The 18,227-nt window shown below is 63.8% G+C and carries 14 protein-coding genes; 13 read left to right on the plus strand and 1 reads right to left on the minus strand.

Annotated elements, in window-relative coordinates:
- Positions 1 to 59 precede the first annotated feature (59 nt).
- The 11 genes from AC6JAM_RS19910 to AC6JAM_RS19960 all read left to right on the plus strand — a co-directional run bounded on the left by AC6JAM_RS19910 (position 60) and on the right by AC6JAM_RS19960 (position 13,061).
- The gene (locus AC6JAM_RS19910; protein WP_497935641.1) at positions 60 to 1,130 is read left to right on the plus strand and encodes a LacI family DNA-binding transcriptional regulator; all 1,071 of its coding nucleotides are present in this window, start codon (positions 60 to 62) and stop codon (positions 1,128 to 1,130) included.
- Between the two features lie 79 nt (positions 1,131 to 1,209).
- Positions 1,210 to 2,883 (plus strand): ABC transporter substrate-binding protein, encoded by a 1,674-nt coding sequence (locus AC6JAM_RS19915; RefSeq protein ID WP_497935643.1) that lies wholly within the window; start codon positions 1,210 to 1,212, stop codon positions 2,881 to 2,883.
- Positions 2,884 to 3,065: 182 nt separating this feature from the next.
- Positions 3,066 to 4,043 carry an ABC transporter permease gene (locus AC6JAM_RS19920; RefSeq protein WP_056390057.1) on the plus strand — a complete coding sequence of 326 codons (978 nt, stop codon included), beginning with the start codon at positions 3,066 to 3,068 and terminating at the stop codon, positions 4,041 to 4,043.
- A gap of 32 nt (positions 4,044 to 4,075) precedes the next feature.
- Positions 4,076 to 5,002, plus strand: a complete 927-nt coding sequence (locus AC6JAM_RS19925) for an ABC transporter permease (protein WP_018763807.1) — start codon at positions 4,076 to 4,078, stop codon at positions 5,000 to 5,002.
- Complete coding sequence (locus AC6JAM_RS19930; RefSeq protein WP_056390055.1) at positions 4,999 to 5,952, plus strand: ABC transporter ATP-binding protein; 954 nt, start codon at positions 4,999 to 5,001, stop codon at positions 5,950 to 5,952. The genes AC6JAM_RS19925 and AC6JAM_RS19930 overlap by 4 nt, the downstream gene beginning before the upstream one ends.
- Complete coding sequence (locus AC6JAM_RS19935; RefSeq protein ID WP_497935645.1) at positions 5,949 to 7,022, plus strand: ABC transporter ATP-binding protein; 1,074 nt, start codon at positions 5,949 to 5,951, stop codon at positions 7,020 to 7,022. The genes AC6JAM_RS19930 and AC6JAM_RS19935 overlap by 4 nt, the downstream gene beginning before the upstream one ends.
- 75 nt (positions 7,023 to 7,097) lie before the next feature.
- Positions 7,098 to 8,693 carry a glycoside hydrolase family 32 protein gene (locus tag AC6JAM_RS19940; protein WP_497935647.1) on the plus strand — a complete coding sequence of 532 codons (1,596 nt, stop codon included), beginning with the start codon at positions 7,098 to 7,100 and terminating at the stop codon, positions 8,691 to 8,693.
- Positions 8,694 to 8,727: 34 nt separating this feature from the next.
- The gene (locus AC6JAM_RS19945) at positions 8,728 to 9,699 is read left to right on the plus strand and encodes a PfkB family carbohydrate kinase (RefSeq protein ID WP_497935648.1); all 972 of its coding nucleotides are present in this window, start codon (positions 8,728 to 8,730) and stop codon (positions 9,697 to 9,699) included.
- 64 nt (positions 9,700 to 9,763) lie between these two features.
- Positions 9,764 to 11,224 carry an extracellular solute-binding protein gene (locus AC6JAM_RS19950; protein WP_497935650.1) on the plus strand — a complete coding sequence of 487 codons (1,461 nt, stop codon included), beginning with the start codon at positions 9,764 to 9,766 and terminating at the stop codon, positions 11,222 to 11,224.
- Positions 11,221 to 12,150, plus strand: coding sequence for a carbohydrate ABC transporter permease (locus AC6JAM_RS19955; RefSeq protein WP_497935652.1), 930 nt, complete (start codon positions 11,221 to 11,223; stop codon positions 12,148 to 12,150). The genes AC6JAM_RS19950 and AC6JAM_RS19955 overlap by 4 nt, the downstream gene beginning before the upstream one ends.
- Before the next feature lie 8 nt (positions 12,151 to 12,158).
- Positions 12,159 to 13,061, plus strand: coding sequence for a carbohydrate ABC transporter permease (locus tag AC6JAM_RS19960; protein ID WP_497935654.1), 903 nt, complete (start codon positions 12,159 to 12,161; stop codon positions 13,059 to 13,061).
- A gap of 948 nt (positions 13,062 to 14,009) precedes the next feature.
- On the opposite strand, the gene AC6JAM_RS19965 is transcribed toward AC6JAM_RS19960, so the two are convergent.
- Entirely contained in the window at positions 14,010 to 14,135 is a 126-nt protein-coding gene (locus AC6JAM_RS19965) for a hypothetical protein (RefSeq protein WP_497935656.1), read from the minus strand.
- 388 nt (positions 14,136 to 14,523) lie between these two features.
- Here AC6JAM_RS19965 and AC6JAM_RS19970 point away from each other — a divergent pair, with 388 nt between their 5' ends.
- Together AC6JAM_RS19970 and AC6JAM_RS19975 are read left to right on the plus strand one after the other, a co-directional pair.
- Entirely contained in the window at positions 14,524 to 15,723 is a 1,200-nt protein-coding gene (locus AC6JAM_RS19970; protein ID WP_497935658.1) for an MFS transporter, read from the plus strand.
- A gap of 134 nt (positions 15,724 to 15,857) precedes the next feature.
- Positions 15,858 to 18,224, plus strand: a complete 2,367-nt coding sequence (locus AC6JAM_RS19975; protein ID WP_497935986.1) for a glycoside hydrolase family 3 C-terminal domain-containing protein — start codon at positions 15,858 to 15,860, stop codon at positions 18,222 to 18,224.
- Positions 18,225 to 18,227 lie beyond the last annotated feature (3 nt).

An 18,227-nucleotide genomic window follows, 5' to 3' on the forward strand; every position in this document is an offset into this window, starting at 1 on the left:
CAATTACTTCCGTATTAGCACGGGCAACCCCAGCTCAATGAAGACCTCTGGAGCATTCAATGGCGAAGACCACCTCACCCAACAAACCCGGCACTGCCCGGCAGCGTGGCGTCACCATGAATGACGTAGCCAAGCATGCCGGAGTATCCCGGACAGCTGTTTCATTCGTGCTGAACAACCGTGAAGACGCCAGCATCTCGGAGGAGACCCGGGTCCGCATCGCTGACGCGGTTCAGGCTTTGGGCTACCGTCCAAATGCCGGGGCCAGGGCGCTGGCATCCCAGCGCAGCGATTGGTACGGGATCGTCACCGAGATCGTCACCGCCCCCTTCGCCGTGGACATCATCAAGGGTGCCCAGGACCAGGCCTGGAGTGACGGCCGGTTCCTCCTGATCGCCCCGTCGGAACAGGGTGATGCGGCCGGCCCCAACCAGGGGAGGGAGGATGCCGCTGTGGAGAAGCTGCTGGAGCAGCGGGTGGAAGGCCTGCTGTACGCCGCAACACACCACCGCGGCGTCCACGTGCCCCGCAGCGCACACGAAGTACCCACGGTGCTCGTCAACTGCTTCGACCTGGACGGGAAGCTGCCCTCAATCGTCCCTGACGAACGCGCGGGCGGACGGGTCGCCGTCGAACGCCTCCTCAGGGCCGGCCACACCAAAATCGGTGTGATCAACCTGGACCCGCGCATCCCGGCAGCTGTTGGGCGTTTGCAGGGCGTCCGGGAGGCCTTGGCCGACGCCGGCCTGGAGCTTGATCCGGAGCTGGTGACGGCCGGATATGCGACGGCAGACGGCGGCTACGACGCTGCGTGTCAGATCCTTGACCGATACCCGGCCAAGGAAAGGCCCACCGCACTGTTTTGCCTCAATGACCGTATGGCCATGGGGGCTTACGACGCCATCAAGGAACGTGGCCTGGCCATCCCCGGTGACATCGCCGTGATCGGCTTCGACAACCAGGAACTCATCGCGGCCTACCTCAGGCCCAAGCTGACTACTGTTGCGTTGCCGTTCGAAAAGATGGGCGCTCTGGGAGTCCAGACGCTCGCCACCCTTACAGCCGGACAGCCGATCACTGCCAATCAGCAGTTGGTCGACTGTCCGCTGTTAGAACGCTCTTCGGTCTGACCGCGAAATCAACGTCGAAGAGCAAAACCCCAACCCACCCTTCACCTTGCTGATGAAGACAGGAAGAGATAACCCCATCATGACACAAACCAAGTTCCTCAAGTCCGCCCGCATTGCCGCGGCCGGACTGGCGGTAGGCGCGATGCTGCTGACCGGCTGCGCCGCCACCGGCAACAAGTCCGGCGGCACCGACCCCGCGGCCAACGCCAGCGCATTCCTCACCATTCCCCGTGAAGACATGGGAACGTTCGTGCAGAACTTCAACCCGTTCGCGCCGACCGTCAACCCCATGGTCCAGCAGTCCATTTACGAGTCCCTCCTGGTCTTCAACGCGGCCAAGGGGAATACGGTGCCGTGGCTGGCCACCGACTGGAAGGCCGCGGACGACGGAAAGTCCATCACCTTCACCCTGCGTGACGGGGTGAAGTGGTCCGACGGCCAGCCCTTCGTTGCCGACGACGTCGCGTACACCTTCGAGCTTCAGAAGAAGCTTAAGGGCGGCTACGAGTACCTCGACGGCGTCACGGCCCAAGGCAACAAGGTCACCTTCAACTTCAACAAGCCCTGGTCCCCCGCCCTGTACGACGTCGGCCAGCTCAGCATTCTGCCCAAGCACATCTGGTCCGCACTGGCCGATCCGGAAAAGGATGCCAACGCCAAACCGGTCGGCACCGGACCGTACACCGAGGTGGACAACTTCCAGGCGCAGTCCTTCGTGCTGAAGAAGAACCCCAACTACTGGCAGCCGGATAAGCAGAAGATTGCCGGCATCAAAATGCTCGCGTTCGCGGGGAACGACGGCGCCAACCTCGCCGCCGCCAACGGCGACGTGGACTGGGCGCCCCAGTACATCCCGAATATCGAAAAGACCTTCGTCTCGAAGGACAAGGACCACCGGCACTACTGGTTCCCTCCGACCGGTGCCATGATCAACTGGCAGCTCAACACCACCAAGGCGCCCTTCAACGATGTTGATGTCCGCAAGGCGCTGAGCATGGCCGTGGACCGGGACCAGGTCACCAAGATCGGCATGAGCGGCTACGCCCAGCCGGCCGACTGCACCGGCCTCTCCGGCAACTACGAGACCTGGAAGAACACCCAGGTTAAGGACAACTGCACGTGGACCAAGCACGACGTCCAGCAGGCAAACGACCTGCTGGACAAGGCGGGCTACCCCAAGGGCCCCGACGGCAAGCGCACGCTCAAGGACGGCAAACCGTTCGAGTTCAAGATTTCCGTGGGTGCTACCTCGTCCGACTGGCTCTCCGTGGCCAACGTGATCTCCCAGAACCTGGCAGAGGTCGGCGTAACCGCGAAGGTAGACTCCCCGGACTGGGCTGCCGTGGTGGCAGGGTACGAAAAGGGTGATTTCGACTCCGGCATCGTCTGGAGTGCCAACGATCCCAGCCCGTACAAGTACTTCAACACCACCATGGGCTCCGCATCGGTGAAGCCGGTGGGCACCAAGGCCTCCGACAACTACCACCGTTTCGGCGACCCCAAAGCCGATGCCCTGCTGAGCGACTTCGCCGCAGCCACGGACCAGTCCAAGCAAAAAGATATTGCCAACAAGCTGCAGGAAGAATACAACGACGTCGCACCACTGGTGCCGCTGTTCTCCGGCCCGGAATGGGGTGCGTACAACGACACCCGCTTCACCGGCTGGCCCACCCAGGACAACCCGTACGCCACCCTCTCTGTCCGCGCACCCTCCACGGTTCTCGTGGTGACCAGCCTGGAACCGCGCAAGTAGTCCCCACCGCCCTAACCTCGCTGCGCTTCGGCCAGGGAACCCAGGGCGGCGTGGGCCCATCCACCGCCGAGCTTGAGGTCCACCTGATCTCACGCCACCTATGCCCGACGGCCTGGCTTATGCCATCAGCCGGCCGTCGGGCGTACCCACAATCTTGACCACTCCCGAATTGGAGGGAAACCGTGCGCTTCATCCTGCGCCGACTGGGTTTCTACCTGATCGCCTTCTGGGCATCCATTACCCTGAATTTCCTGCTCCCCCGCTTCATGCCCGGGGACCCCGTATCACGCATGTTTGCCCGCTCCCAGGACAGAATGCAGCCCGAACAGCTCGAAGCCCTGCGCAAGCTGCTTGGCGTGGACGACCGGCCCATCTGGGAGCAGTACGCCGGCTACCTCCAGAACATCCTGACCGGACAGATGGGGGTATCGATTACACGCTTCCCCACCCCCGTCACCGAAGTCATCTCATCCCAAATCGGCTGGACCCTCCTGCTTGGCGGGACCGCGCTGGTGATTGCCGCCGTCGTGGGCAACCTGCTGGGCATCCTGGCAGCCTGGCGCCGCGGCAGCGCCCTCGACTCGGCTCTGCCCCCCGTGCTGGTCTTTATCGGATCGTTCCCCTACTTCTGGCTGGCAATGGGCGCCCTGTACCTGTTCGGCGTCGTGCTCGGCTGGTTCCCCATCCGCCACGCGTTCACCGACGGCCTGGAGCCGGCGTTCACTGCCGAGTTCATCGGTGACGTCGCCGCCCACCTCGTGCTACCGGCGCTGACCATCGTGCTGGTCTCCATCGGTGGCTGGATGTTGGGCATGCGGAACACCATGATTGCCACGAACTCCGAGGACTACATCACAATGGCCGAAGCCAAAGGCCTGCGCCCCGGACGGATCATGCTCCGCTACGCAGCCCGGAACGCGATGCTGCCCTCGGTGACCAGCTTCGGCATGGGCCTGGGCTTCGTCGTCGGCGGCGCCCTCCTGACCGAGGTCGTCTTCGCCTACCCCGGCGTCGGCTACCAGCTCCTCAACGCCGTCCAAGGCCTCGACTACCCGCTTATGCAGGGCCTGTTCCTGACCATCACCGCCGCCGTGCTGCTGGCGAACTTCCTGGTGGACATCCTCTACGTCCGCCTCGACCCCCGCGTGCGCAGCAACTGAGCAGTGCGTACCCAGTAACCAAGGGACCGACCATGACCAGCGTTATCCTCCAGCAGCCAACTGAAGCAAAAGCTGCCCGCAAAACCAACCGCGGTTTCATCCACGGACTCATCACCAACAAGAAGGCCATGACCGGCATGGCCATTATGCTCGTCTTCATCGTCCTGGCCCTGGCCGCGCCGGTACTGTTCCCGGACGACCCCTCCCGGATCACCGGGATGGCCTCACTGGAACCAGACAGCGAACACTGGCTCGGAACCACCGCCAAGGGCCAGGACGTGCTCGCCTTGACCATCCACGGCGCCCGAAGCTCCCTGCTCGTAGGGCTTACCGTCGGGTTCGCATCCACTTTCATCGGAATCCTCGTCGGCCTGGCATCAGCCTATTTCGGCAAATTCATCGACGAAGCACTGTCGCTGCTGACTAACGTCTTCCTCCTCCTTCCCGGCCTGCCGCTGCTTGTGATCCTGGCCGCCTTCCTGCCCCCAGGCCTGGGCACGGTCATCCTGGTCCTCACCGTCACGGGATGGGCCGGATCAGCGCGCGTACTCCGGGCACAGGCCCTGTCCATCCGATCCAAGGACTTCGTCGCTGCCGCCGTCGTCTCCGGAGAGCGCGCCGGCCGCATCATGTTCCGCGAAATCCTGCCGAACATGGCATCGATCGTGATGGGAACGCTGCTCGCCTGCGTCATCTACGGTATCGGGGCCCAGGCGGGCCTCGAATTCCTTGGACTGGGCGACGTCAGCACCGTCTCCTGGGGCAACAACCTCTTCTGGGCCGGAAACGAAGGCGCCCTGCTCACTGGAAGCTGGTGGGTCTTCATCCCCTCCGGCCTCTGCATCGCACTGGTCGCGTTCGCCCTGGCCCTCATCAACTACGCCGTTGACGAAGTAACCAACCCCCGTCTGCGGAAGATCCGCAAACCCGCCACCACCGAAAGGGGCGCCGCACAGTGACCGTCTCCCAAACCTCCTTCGGCTCCCATGAACCGGTCCTCGACGTCAAGAACCTCACCGTCAAGTACATCGGCGACTCCCGCTCGACCACGGCTGTGAACGACGTCTCCTTCAGCATCGGCGCCGGCGAGGTGTTCGGGCTGGCCGGCGAATCCGGTTGCGGAAAATCAACCATCGCCAACTCCATCATGCGGCTGCTCAAGGACCCGGCGAAGATCGCCGCCGGCAGCATCTCCTTCGGCGGCAAGGACGTGCTCGCCATGAACCAGGACGAGCTGCGCCGTTTCCGCTGGCAGGACGTCGCCATGGTGTTCCAGTCCGCCATGAACTCGCTGAACCCCGTGCTCACCGTCGGGGAACAGATGGCAGACATCTTCACCACCCACGCCGGCTACTCGCGCAAAGAATCCCTTCGACGCGCCGCACAGCTGCTGGAACTGGTCAGAATGGACCCCGCCCGCCTCAAGTCGTACCCGCATCAACTCTCCGGCGGCATGCGGCAACGCGCCGTCATCGCCATGGCTGTGGCCCTGAAGCCGTCACTGCTGATCCTTGACGAGCCCACCACCGCACTGGACGTGGTGGTGCAACAGGAGATCATGGCCCAGATCAAGGATCTCCAGCGCGAACTTGGCTTCTCCGTCCTCTTCATCACGCACGACATGTCCTTGATGGTGGAACTCTCCCACCGGATGGCCGTCATGTACGGCGGCCGGATCGTAGAGACCGCCAAAGCGCACGACATCTACACCGCCCCCGGGCACCCCTACACCCAAGCCCTCATGGGCGCGTTCCCGCCGCTCACCGGCCCGCGGATCCCGCTTAAGGGCCTGCCCGAAGGCGTGAAGTTCCGGAACATCCCGGACCTCGCCGAAATTGCGCCCGGCCACTTCGTGGCACCGTTTGATGCCGACGCCGAAGCCGCCGTCCTTGAAGGAGCAGCACAATGAGCCACGCCGTCCACTCCCCGACACGGCCGGATGTTTCGACCCTGACGCCGGCCCTGGAGGTGCGCGGACTGGGTAAGTCCTTCCACATCGGCGGCCTGTTCTCCAGCCAGGCGGTCCGGGCGCTCCACCGCGTCGACCTGACCATCGGCCGTGGAGAAATCGTGGCACTGGTCGGCGAATCGGGCTCAGGCAAGAGCACCCTGGCCCGCTGTGTCGCCCGGCTCGAAAAACCCAGCGAAGGGGCCATCCTGGTCGACGGCGTCGACGTCCTCAAACGTGACCGTTTCCAGGCCTCACGGGAGTTCCGGTCCCAGCTGCAAATGGTCTTCCAGGACCCCTTTGGCTCACTGAACCCCGCCCACCGAATCGAGCACTTCCTCCGCCGGTCCCTCACCGTCCACGGCAAAGGCGGCACCCGCCAGCGCGGTTCCGAAGAGCAGACCAGGCGCCGTCTAGAGGAGCTCATGACCACCGTCGGGCTTCAAGCCGACATGCTCGACTCCTACCCCCATGAGCTCTCCGGCGGGCAACGTCAACGGGTCGCGATCGCGCGAGCCCTGGCCGTGGAGCCAAACGTCATCCTCGCCGACGAGCCGACTTCCATGCTGGACGTTTCGGTCCGCATCGGCGTGCTGAACCTGATGCGGAAACTGCGCGATGAGCAGGGCATTTCCATGCTCTACATCACCCACGACCTCGCCTCCGCCCGGTACCTGGCGGACCGGACGGCAGTCATGTTCGCCGGCGAAATCGTGGAAGAAGGTGAATCACTGGACCTGCTCGCCAACCCGGCCCACCCCTACACCCAATTGCTCGTCTCAGCCGTCCCCGACCCGGCGCGGGCGGGATCCTACGACCCCATCCACCGCGCCCAGCTCCGGCAAGCCGTCATGGCTTCCGCCAGCTGCGCCTTTGAGAACGACCCGGAGCAGCGCTGCTCATCCGAGGAACCCGTCCGGCACCAGGTGGGCGACCCCCTCAACCGCCACTGGGTCCGCTGCCACCTCTACCGCCCGCGCGCCGGTGCCGGCGGCCATGCATTGGCGACAGAACCGGAGCCTGGAGACTGACGTTCCCGTTCCCACGTCCAAAACATCAACATTCACGCACTGGCAGCACCGACGCTGCCCGCCGAAAGGTAACTGATGGAAGATTCACCCGCCGTATCCCGGCGTGCCCTCCTGACCGGAAGCGGGGCCGTTGCCCTCACCGGATCGCTCGCACTCTCAACACCATTCGCCCAGTCAGCGGCAGCGGCACCCCCGAACGCCCCCGACAACGCACCGGCCAAGCCGCCCTACAAAGGACCAACCCGTATGCGCCCGACTTATCACTTCAGCGTCCCCGACAACTGGAAGAACGACCCCCAGCGGCCCATCTACATTGACGGCGAATACCACTACTACTACCTCTACAACGCCGATTACCTCCAGGGCGGCGGCGGCACATCGTGGCGCCGTGCCACCACCACCGACCACGTCTCGTTCCGCGACCGTGGCGTTGCCATCCCCAAGTTCAGCAACGATAACGGCGACTGCTGGTCAGGCTGTCTTGTCATCGACGAACGGAACACTGCCGGCTACGGTGAAAACGCCGTCATAGCCCTCGTGACGCAGGCGCCCCAGGGCCGCCAGGCCCAATACCTCTGGTACTCAACTGACCGTGGGCGCTCGTTCCAACCTGGTGGGGCGGCGCCGGTACTTCCAAACCCAGGCGTGCAGGACTTCCGCGACCCGAAAGTCATCTGGGACGCCGACCGCGGGCAGTGGTTCATGGTCAACGCCGAAGGGCAGAAGCTCGGCTTCTACACATCTGCCAACCTGCGTTCCTGGCGGCGGGTCGGCGAATTCGTCCGGACGGACCTGGGGTTGCTGGAGTGCCCGGACCTTTTCCGCATGACCGCCGACGACGGTACTTCGCACTGGATCCTGGGCACCAGCGCCAACGGCAAGGGCCGTGGACTGCCGGCAACATACGCCTACTGGACAGGAGCCTTCAACGGAATCACGTTTACTCCCGACCATGCCGAGCCGGAATGGCTGGACTACGGCTATGACTTCTACGGTGCAGTGACCTACCCCCATCACGACTCCTCCGGCGCGGAGGATGCCACCCTGCGCAGGGCGCTTGGCTGGGCGAACTTCTGGGACTACCCCCACAACACTCCCACCCTGGCGACCGACGCGTACAACGGTGATGACATGATCGTGCGCGACATCCGGCTCAAGAAGGCAGGCGGAAGCTACCACCTCGCCTCAACCCCCACCACCGGCCTGGCCAACCACATCAAACGCACCCACCACCTCGGGGACGTCAAGGTCACGGGAACCCAAGACCTCGATATCAGTTCACTGGCCTATGACCTGACCTGTGAGCTCGTATGGGACCCGGCGGCCCCTCCGTCCAACATCGGCCTTGAGCTCTGCCGTGCATCCGGTGGGGGCCGGCACGTCGCGGCCGGTGCATTCCTCCGCGGCCCCTTCGCCTACGTCAACAGGCGACCCACCATCAACCCCACTGGCGGGGAAAGCCAGACACCTATCGATCCATCGGCAGGGCGCCTCACACTCCGCCTCCTGGTGGACCGGACCAGCGTCGAAATGTTCGTCGGAGACGGACGGGTGGTGCACTCACACCGCGTTTTTCCCCTGGAAGGTGACAACAACATCCGGCTCTACGCCAACGATGGAACGGCCACCTTCAGTGACCTGACGATCAACGAGATCAACGCGACGACCTAGCCGCTCCCCCATCAACACTGTCCGAGAGACAAACATGGATTACCTCAAAGCAGCCTGCCCAGACCCCCAAAAGCCTTTTGACGCCGTCGTTGTCGGTGAAGCGTTGATCGATGTGGTCACCACCCCGAACAGCCAGGTTGAGCATCCTGGCGGATCGCCTGCCAATGTCGCCTATGGCCTCGGTCTCCTGGGGGTCACCACGGGCTTGCTCACGGCCATTGCACCCGATGAGCGGGGAAGAACTATAGAGAACCACCTCCACCGGGCAGGGGTGACACTTCTGCCAGGATCAAAATCCCTCACCCGCACCGCAACAGCGACCGCAACCCTCGGACCCGACGGATCCGCCGCATACGACTTCGACATCCGCTGGCAGCTGCCAAGAGCAACGCCTGCCTGTTTCCCCCAAATCCTGCACACCGGTTCCATCGCCACCTTCCTCAACCCCGGCGCCGGTGCGGTCAAAACCCTGCTCGAACAAGCCCACAAGCATTGCACCATCACCTACGATCCGAACATCAGGCCATCGCTGCTTGGCAGCCACGCCGAAGCGAAGGCAACCTTCGAAGCAATCGGCGCACTGACCGACGTCGTTAAACTCAGCGACGAGGACGCCCAGTGGCTCTACCCCGCGAAAACACTGGAAGAAACCGCTGAGCACATCCTCCGCCTCGGCGCCGGGCTGGCGGTGATAACCAAAGGTGCTGCCGGCTCCCAATTCACCTCGCCGTCCGCGAGCATCACCATTCCCGCCGTCAAAGCGACGGTGGCGGACACCATCGGCGCCGGCGACTCCTACATGGCCGCACTGATCCTGGGCCTGCTCACCCGCGGCACCGAGGGCTTTGCCCCCGCCGTCATGGAGCAGCTGGGACGCACCGCAGCCGCAGCAGCGGCCATCACCGTGCAGCGCGCCGGGGCTAACCCACCCACCCTTGACGAACTCACAGCTGCTGTCGAAGCACACGCCTCCGTACCACGGGCTTTCGCATGCGACCAGGCATAAACAAAACGACCCTGCGGGCAACAAAAGTAAAGGACGCCGTCTACCCTGTTAGGAGGAGCCAACAATGACGTCTGAAAAGACACCGGGGCACCAAGCCCCTGCGCATTCGCTGCGGTCCAGCAGCAGGTTTGCGCAACTCACCCGGCGTTCCATGCTGGGCCTGGGCGGGCTCGCCGTGGCGGGGGCCACTGTGGGGGCCTGGCCCCGAATTACCGGCGCTGACATTCCGGGCCGCGGCAGCAAGGCCCTGAACATCGCCATCCTGGGGACGGCAGCGGATGCGGCGGGACGCCAGGGCCTGATCCAGGCTTTCACCGCCGCCCATCCCGACATCCCGGTGCGGCTGCAGGCGATTCAGGGTGCGGACTGGAAGGACTTCTTTTCCAAGATCCTGACCATGGTGGCCGCGGGCACGCCCCCGGATGTGGTCTATGTCGCCACCGAAGGCGCCCAGTTGTTCGCCGACAAGCTGGCCGAGCCCCTGGATGGTTATGTCCGCCGGGACGCCGCGGCGATGAGCGACTACTTTAACGACGTTCATCCGAGCCTGCTGGAAGCCTTCATGTACCAGGGAAGCCTGTACCAGCTTCCCCTGGACTGGAACGCGGCGAACATGTACCTGAATACCGCCACCTTCGCGCAGGCCGGCATTGACCGGCCGAGGGACGACTGGACCAAGGACGACTTCAGCTCCACCCTAAGGGCCCTGCGGAAAGCCCGCCCCTCCGATTTCACCCCGTACTACTGGACCAACCGGCTTTTCGGCGGGGTGGTCCCGTGGCTTTACGCCAATGACACCAGCTTCCTGTCCGAAACGAAGGCGCCCGGCGGGGACTGGCTTTGGGACCGCTTCTACCCCAGCGACCCTGCCCGCGGCACCCGTGGCGGCGGGTACCAGTGGCTGGCCCCCAACGCCGAGGACGGGCGGGTGGTCGAGACCTTCGACTATCTGCGTGAACTGGTAGCCGAAGGACTCGGCGTGCGGCCGGAATCCGGGGGCGGCAACGCCCTGGTGGGCCTGTTCGGCAACAACCGCATCGGCACGACGCCGGCCGGTGGCTATTGGGCGCAGGGCCTGCACGAGGCCGGGATGACCGCCGATCAATTCGACGTGCAGTTTTTCCCGCGCTGGCGGACCCAGCGCCACCAGTTCGGCGCTGCCGGCTACGCGATCATGCGCACCGCGAAAGACAAGGACGCGGCCTGGGAATGGGTGAAGTTCTGCTCCAGCCGCGAAGCGATGCAGCTGGCCATTCCCAAACCGAACACCACCCCCACACGCCGTTCGATGGTCAACGAGTCCTTCTACGCCGCCACCGGGCCGCGGCACTGGAAAGTCTTCTACGAGACCTTGGACAGGTTCCCCACCTCCGGTCCGATCCCCGCCCCGCCGCAGCAGGCGGCCGTCGAAACTGCCCTGATGAAGAACGTCTCCACCGCGGTCAGCGGCAGCTCCGCCGATGTACGGGCAGCGATGGGCAACCTTCAACGCGACCTCGAACTGGCCCTGAGGAGGAATTCATGACCACCACGTCCGCCGTCCCGCGGCCAACAGTGAAGCCACCGGCCGTGCGCCGGTCCTTTGTCGAGCGGTGGCTGGCAAGGATTTTCCTTGCTCCGACGGTGATCGGGATGGCCCTTTTCACCTTCCTGCCGATCATTGCTTCGCTGGTCCTGGCTTTCTTCCGCTGGGACATCATTTCAGCACCGCAGTTCGTCGGGTTCGCCAATTTCGCCTCACTGGCACAGGACCCCACCGTCCGCGTGTCCTTCCTGAACACCATCGGATTCGTCATTGTGGCGGTAGTCCTTCAACTGGGCATCGCCCTTGGCCTGGCCTCCATGCTTCAGGCCAGGATGCCGTCCTGGCTGAGGGTATTCCTCCGTTCCACCTTCTTCTTTCCCCTGGTCCTGTCCGCCGCGTCGGTGTCCATCTTCATGCGGTACATGTTTAACGAACAATTCGGCGTGGTGAATTGGCTCCTGTCACTCGTCGGGATCCCCGCTGTGCCGTGGCTGACAAGCCCCGCCGCGTCCGCCGCCGTCGTCGTCCTGGTCTACGTGTGGCAGAACTTCGGGTTCTCTTTCCTGCTCTTCCTCGGCGCCCTCACCAATATCCCGAAAGAACTGCATGAAGCAGCGAACCTGGATGGTGCCACGGGCTGGAAACAGTTCAGCAACGTGACCCTTCCGCTGATCAGCCCCACGGTGCTCGTGGCGTCCGTCATGGCCATCATCAGCGCCCTGCAGGTCTTCGACCAGCCCTATGTCCTGACCAACGGCGGCCCCGGCGACTCCACCCGGACCGCCGTCATGGTCATCTTCGAATCCGCCTTCCAGCAACTGGAGTTCGGCAAAGCCTCCGCCATCGGCCTGGTACTCACCGTGCTGATCCTTGCCGTCACCGCCCTGCAATTCCGCCTTAGCCGCCGCTTCGTCTTCTACCAGTGAGGTCCGCCATGTCCAGCCAGACCCTGCACACCGGGACCGGCTTGCCTTCCGGTTGCACCGCCGAACCGCCCGCGACCCGTACGCCCCGCCGCTTGCCCTCAGCCAGCACTGTCGGCAGATACGCCGCCTTGGCCGTGGCAGCGGCGCTGACCCTCGGCCCTGTCCTGTGGACCTTGTCCACGTCGCTGCGAACGCCGTCGGAATCGTTCAACCTGCCGCCCTCCATCCTGCCCATCAACCCTGACGTCACGGCTTACCAGGAAGTGTTCAAGCAGATCAACGTCGGCCTCCTGGTCCTGAACAGCGCCCTGGTGACCGGCCTGATCGCACTTGGCCAGATGGCGTCGGCCACCCTGGCCGGCTACGCCTTCGCCCGCCTGGACTTCCGCGGTAAGAACGCCATCTTCTCGCTGGTGCTGGCCACCATGATGGTCCCGGTGCAGGTCACCATCGTCCCGGTGTTCATGCTGATCCGTGGAATGGGCCTGTCCGACACCCTGCTGGCCCTGATCCTGCCGGCCATTCCCACAGCATTCGGCACCTTCCTGATGCGCCAGTACTTCCTTGGCCTGCCGAACGACTTCGCCGAAGCAGCCGCCTTGGACGGTGCCGGGCCGTGGCGGATCTTCCGTTCGGTCTACGTCCCCCTGGCGGTCCCCGGCATGGCGATCGTCGGGATCCTCGCCTTCAACTTCCATTGGAACGAGTTCTTCCGGCCGCTGATCCTCACCATCAGCGAAGAGAATTTCACCCTTCCCCTCGGCCTGGTCACGCTCCAGGGCAACCTCGGCACCGGCAGCATCTCGGTGGTCCTCGCCGGCGTGATCCTGTCCATGCTGCCGGCACTGGTCGTGTTCATCTTCGGCCAACGAACCCTGCGAGAAGGCCTCACCGCCGGCGCCAGCAAGTAGCGGTGCTGTAGGAAAGAAACGCGTCCACGCAGTGGCTGTACCGGCCACTCTCAAGCTGGAAGTGCGGACATTGTCCGCACTCCCACTGCCTGTGAAATGGGCCCTGCAGGCTAAGCCGGCGTGGCCGCCCCGTGAGCCTCGGCGGTTTAGGTGGCTGGTGACACGACGCCCTCCAGTACTGACCTGTCGGAGAGAAACGGATCTCGCCCGTTGCCTCGAAGGACACCGGAACTACTGATGTGCTCAAGTCTTTGGACGTTTCATGGATTTCGGCCGCAGTCCCGTGTTCTGCCGGAGAGTCGCGGCGCTGCCGAAGCCGCAGTCTGCGGAAACCTGGTGGATGGACAGGTCGCGGATTTTCCAGCAGGCGCCTGGCGGCCTCGAGCCATCGGCTTCGGGTCCAGGCCGACGGCGTGGTCCCGGTTGCCCGGAAGGCGCGGACGAAGGTCCGGCGGCTCATGTGCCCTTGCGGCCAGGCGGTCGACATCGAGGAGCGCGGCGGCAGAAGGTGTTCGATGGATTGGGCTTGGCCGCCCTCCCGGCGGGGCCCCTTGCGTTCGGTCAATGAAGGTCAGTGGGTTCTCGCCAGCCCTTCAGCCCCGATTCCGTTGAAGAATTCGGGCAGCGGCGCGCGCTCACTCAGCCCGGCAGGTCCTTCATGGATTTCCCGGTACATGCGCTCGAAGAAAGTGTGGCATCCCTCGCCTGACCAGTCGGACTTTCGAGTCAGCAGCTTCAAGGAGAACGTAGACAGGCAAAGGCATGCGGTTGCAGTGCGTCAAAGAGGCCCTGGCCGTTACCGGTCGGTAGCCCCTAGACCAGCCTCATGCTGTTGTTCGCTATAGGTCCTCGAGTAATTGAACGCTTACTCCTCCGGCAACGACAGCGGATGGCATCCTTGGCCAAGGGCAAAAGGCCACTCGCACTGGAAGAGGCGGCCGAGCTGGCTCAGCCTGCCGCCGGCGGGGCACCGAAAGCGTCATGGAAATGGTTCAGGATATTGATGACGGTTCCGTCGGCCGAGGCCCGGTGAGTGAAGCCCGGGCCGACAGTCTTCTTTGGGCTGGTCGGCATCGAAGGGATGCTGGGAGGATTTCCTGCGCTTTTTAGGTTCCGGCGTGCTCAGCCCTTTGCTGCGAAGAAGAAGTCGGCCATCGTCGGGGTCAACGGTATCGGCAGCCGTCCGCATTGGAGGTGCCATCAACGGTGACAGGGCCCGCATCTAACCCAGCGGTTTGCAGTTCCTAATGCAACTCTGAACATAAAAGTAACGATTTGGTAAACAGACCGAGTACTCGGTCTGCTAGTGCTATTGTGGTACTCATCACTCCAGGATGTTGATGCAGGATGTCCCTCCAATTCACAGAAAGCGATGAGACCCATGGTTGTGTCTGATCCGGCCGCAGGAGCGACGTTGCCGTCGCCTGCCGCCTTTGCTCCCAAAGAAAAAGCAAAAGCAAGCGTGATCGCCACGATGGTGCTGGCCCGGCTTGGACTTTTGACGGCCCTTTCCGTGCCGATAGTGGCCGGCATGACACTAAAGATCCAAACCTTGGTGCCCGAGGCTGAAGTTGCCCCTACACTCGGCTTTGTCATTTCTATGGGCGCTTTCGCAGCCCTCCTCTTCGACCCGATCTTCGGCAGGCTGAGCGACCGGACCATTGGCCGTTTCGGCCGCCGCCGCCCATGGCTGGTCGCGGGAGCCGTGGGACTCCTGATAAGCCTGACCGTGATCGCCATGGCACCTAATGTCGTGGTTCTGGCCATCGGCTGGTTCTTCGCACAGGCTCTTGGTAATGCTGCAGTCGCCGCCCATACTGCATCCCTCGCAGACCAAATACCTCAGTGGCAGCGCGGGAAAGTCAGCGGCATGATCGGCATCGCCTCCCAAGCCGCGGGTTTAGGGGCCGCGTACTCGGCGAGTCTTCTCGGGCAAAACATGCTTTTTCTCTTCCTTGTTCCCGGCGTCCTTGGGCTGATCATGGTCATGGTCTTTGCATTCGTGCTGCCGGACCAGCCCATGGAACGCCGACCTGCATCGGAAGGGGGCCTGCGCACCGCTTTGAAGACCTTCTGGGTCAATCCGGTCAAGCATCCGGACTTTGCCTTCGCCTGGGTCTCACGCTTTCTTGTCGTCCTGGCTTTGTTCATGTTCGTCACGTTCCGTCTCCTGTACCTGCAGCAGGACCTGGGTCTTTCCAAACAGGATGCAGCAGGTGCTTTGGCGACCGGTGTCCTCATCTACACCCTCGCGCTGGTTACGGCAGGCCAAATCGCAGGATGGATCTCGGACCGGCTCGGGCGTCGAAAGGTCTTCATCTGGATCTCAGCCATCATTTTCGGGATTGGCACATGGATGCTGAGCGTGGCTGACTCCACGACCGGGTTCTATTGGGCGGAACTGGTCATCGGCACGGGATTCGGCATTTACATCGCCGTTGACCTTGCCCTCGTGATCGATGTCCTGCCCAACCCGGATGACACAGCGAAGGACCTGGGCGTCTTCAATATCGCCATGGCCGGCCCGCAGACACTTGCACCGGCAGTATCGGCCGCATTGCTCACCATGAGTGGAGGGAGCTACGACCTTTTGCTGACCGTAGCAGCCGTGATCGCCATTCTTGGTGCGCTGACCATCCTTCCGGTAAAGAAGGTCCGATGAGTCAACATCCCGCCCTCACAAGCACCCCCAGCGAGGAGACCCCAGCAATGCGCCAGGACAATGTCGGCGCAATCGAACAGGCAATTGCAGGTCTGGACCTTCCTGCCAAGGTGAAGCTCCTCTCTGGCGCAAGGATGTTCAGCTTGTACGATGAACCCGCGATCGGCCTGCGGGAGATCGTCATGTCCGATGGGCCGTCAGGGGTACGCGGCCCGCTGGTGGTCGGAGGGCGTGTCGCTTGCTTGCTGCCCAACGCAACGCTCATCGCCCAAAGCTGGGACCTGGACGTGATGCGCGAGGTCGGGCAAATCCTTGCGGACGAAGCAGAGGACCAACAAACCCATGTGGTCCTCGGACCCACGGTAAACCTCCACCGCACTCCTCTGGGCGGACGTCTGTTTGAATGCTTCAGCGAAGACCCTCTCCTTACCGGCCACCTCGGGGCAGCCTACGTGCAGTCCCTGCAGGAGCGGGGAATCGCTGCGACACCGAAACACTTCCTGGCAAACGAAGCCGAAACCGAGCGCACCACCGTGGACTCGGTGGTTCCGGAAGATGCCCTGCGGGAGTTGTATCTGCTTCCCTTCCAGATCATGGTGGAAGACGCCCGGCCCTGGACGATCATGGCCTCCTACAACAAGATCAACGGAACAACGGCCACCGAGCACGACGAGCTCCTGAACAAGGTCCTCAAAGAAGAATGGGGCTTCGACGGGCTGGTGATGTCCGATTGGCTCGCCACCAAAACAGCGGTGGAAAGCGCCAACGGCGGACTGGACCTCGTCATGCCCGGACCGGACACTCCCTGGAGGCGGTCTCTGGCTGCCGCCGTCCAGAAAGGCGCCGTCTCCGAGGACACTATCGATGACCACCTCCGACGGCTTCTCCGACTCGCATCTCGGGTGGGAGCCTTCGACGGCGGCCGCACCTGGACAAGGGATCTGCCGCGCCCTGACAGCCCGGAACGACGGGAACAGCTGCGCCGGCTCGCCGCCCGCAGCATGGCCGTCCTGGTCAACCGCGACAACACGCTTCCACTCCGCAAGGACTCCACGGAACGCGTGGTGGTCATCGGCCGCCATGCCATCGATACCGTGGCGCAAGGCGGCGGCTCAGCCATCGTGCGCCCGCCCCACGTCGTCAGCGCCGCCAAGGGGATAGCGCAGGCCCTCGGCGAGGACCGCGTAACTGTCGTCGATGGGGTACAGACCCGCACGCAATGGCTCGCAGCGAACCCGGAACTCCTCCGCGACCCGGAAACCGGGACAAAGGGTGCTCGCGCACGCATCTTCGACAAAGAAGGCAATCTGCTGGGCACCCGCCATCTTGAAGTCCCTGAACTTGAAGTCAGTGGGGATAGCTGGGCCTCCGGAGCGTCATCCATCGAACTGTCAGCCGAGCTGGTAATCGACAAGCCTGCAAGGATGATGATCGGCGCCCGCGGGGCCGGCAATTGGGACATAACCGCCCCCGGCTACCGTGAATCGGTACGAACTCCCTTCCACCACGGTCCCGGCGGCGGATTCTTTCGCCCCAAGAGCCACGCCGCACCACTGGACGTCGAACCGGGCGCCCGGATCACAGCGGCAACCGACGCGGAGGACGAGAACCGCCTCATCGGCCTGGTCGCGGAACCCGCGCTGAAAAACAGCGCCGCCGCCATCCGCGACGCCGTCGCAGCAGCCGCGGGCGCCGATGTGGCCGTCGTCGTCGTCGGTTTCACGCAAGAACAGGAAACCGAAGGCCAGGACAAGACCACCCTCGCCCTCCCTGGAGACCAGGACGCCCTCGTGGCTGCCGTGGCAGCCGTGGCGAAGCGGACCGTCGTGGTCCTGAACGCCGCCACGCCGGTTCTTATGCCCTGGATCGGCGAGGTGGACGCCGTGCTGTTTGCCGGGCTGCCGGGACAGGAAGCCGGCGACGCCATCGCCGCGGCACTGACCGGCGACATCGAACCAGCGGGACGCCTGGTAACCACCTTCCCCTCCCGGGACGGCCAAGGCCCGGCATGGTCAGTAACGCCCCGCAGCGGCACGCTCCCCTACTCGGAGGGAACACATGTGGGATACCGCGGATGGAGCACCTCCACGGAGCAGCCCCTGTTCTGGTTCGGACACGGCCTCGGCTACACCGAATGGGACTACACCGCGGCCGAGATCACGTCCATGAAGCGGGACGCCGTGAAGTCCGTACGCGTGACAGTCCGCAACGTCGGGACCCGCGCAGGAACAGAAACCGTGCAGGTGTACCGCTTCCCCGCGGACCCCTCCATTCCTCCACGGCTCATCGGTTGGGCGCAGCTTCACTTGGATCCCGGCGGGCAGGCAAGCATCGACGTCAGCTGCGATCCCCGCGCGCAATGGCTGTGGAACAGCACCGCCCACCGCTGGGACGACATCGCCGGAGGCCGGGTCGTCGTCGCGCGTGGCCTTGGCGATGTCAGACTGGAGCTGGCCCTCACAGGGCGCGAGGCCATGGCGGCCGGAACAAACAAGGAGTAAACC

It is taken from the genome of Arthrobacter sp. GmRoot5-12 (genome assembly GCF_059739365.1).

Excerpts from the sequence above, each read along its gene's own strand:
- AC6JAM_RS19925 (WP_018763807.1), top strand. The coding sequence starts at position 4,076 with ATGACCAGCGTTATCCTCCAGCAGCCAACTGAAGCAAAAGCTGCCCGC.
- AC6JAM_RS19955 (WP_497935652.1), top strand. The coding sequence starts at position 11,221 with ATGACCACCACGTCCGCCGTCCCGCGGCCAACAGTGAAGCCACCGGCC.
- AC6JAM_RS19975 (WP_497935986.1), top strand. The coding sequence starts at position 15,858 with ATGTTCAGCTTGTACGATGAACCCGCGATCGGCCTGCGGGAGATCGTC.
- AC6JAM_RS19965 (WP_497935656.1), bottom strand. The coding sequence starts at position 14,135 with ATGCCGACCAGCCCAAAGAAGACTGTCGGCCCGGGCTTCACTCACCGG.
- AC6JAM_RS19915 (WP_497935643.1), top strand. The coding sequence starts at position 1,210 with ATGACACAAACCAAGTTCCTCAAGTCCGCCCGCATTGCCGCGGCCGGA.
- AC6JAM_RS19935 (WP_497935645.1), top strand. The coding sequence starts at position 5,949 with ATGAGCCACGCCGTCCACTCCCCGACACGGCCGGATGTTTCGACCCTG.
- AC6JAM_RS19960 (WP_497935654.1), top strand. The coding sequence starts at position 12,159 with ATGTCCAGCCAGACCCTGCACACCGGGACCGGCTTGCCTTCCGGTTGC.
- AC6JAM_RS19910 (WP_497935641.1), top strand. The coding sequence starts at position 60 with ATGGCGAAGACCACCTCACCCAACAAACCCGGCACTGCCCGGCAGCGT.
- AC6JAM_RS19950 (WP_497935650.1), top strand. The coding sequence starts at position 9,764 with ATGACGTCTGAAAAGACACCGGGGCACCAAGCCCCTGCGCATTCGCTG.
- AC6JAM_RS19940 (WP_497935647.1), top strand. The coding sequence starts at position 7,098 with ATGGAAGATTCACCCGCCGTATCCCGGCGTGCCCTCCTGACCGGAAGC.
- AC6JAM_RS19945 (WP_497935648.1), top strand. The coding sequence starts at position 8,728 with ATGGATTACCTCAAAGCAGCCTGCCCAGACCCCCAAAAGCCTTTTGAC.